This is a genomic window from Mesorhizobium sp. M7A.F.Ca.AU.002.02.1.1 (assembly GCF_003998535.1).
GTDB classification, from domain to species: Bacteria; Pseudomonadota; Alphaproteobacteria; order Rhizobiales; family Rhizobiaceae; genus Mesorhizobium; species Mesorhizobium ciceri.
The window spans coordinates 1-451 of record NZ_RZPB01001487.1; the positions used below are offsets into that span (position 1 = coordinate 1).

Consider the following 451-nt stretch of genomic DNA (forward strand, 5'->3'; position numbering starts at 1 on the left):
CTCCGGTCGAGCCGGTCGAACCTGTTGCCCCAGTAGAGCCGGTCGAACCTGTCGATCCGGTCGAGCCAGTTGCTCCGGTATCACCGGTTGCACCTGTGGCGCCGGTCGAGCCGGTTGCTCCAGTCGAACCGGTCGCACCAGTAGAGCCGGTCGAACCTGTCGATCCGGTGGCGCCAGTTGCTCCGGTATTACCGGTTGCACCTGTCGAACCTGTAGAGCCTGTTGCTCCAGTCGATCCGGTCGAACCTGTTGCCCCAGTAGAGCCGGTCGAACCTGTCGATCCGGTCGAGCCAGTTGCTCCGGTATCGCCGGTCGAGCCGGTTGCTCCGGTCGATCCGGTCGAACCTGTTGCCCCAGTAGAGCCGGTCGAACCTGTCGATCCGGTCGAGCCAGTTGCTCCGGTATCACCGGTTGCACCTGTGGCGCCGGTCGAGCCGGTTGCTCCAGTCGA

The 451-nt window shown here is 64.5% G+C and carries 1 protein-coding gene; it reads right to left on the reverse strand.

Going from position 1 to position 451, the window contains the following annotated elements; all coding sequences use genetic code 11:
* A partial coding sequence (locus EN879_RS38515; RefSeq protein WP_206521125.1) for a hypothetical protein occupies positions 1-451 on the reverse strand: 451 nt, incomplete at both ends.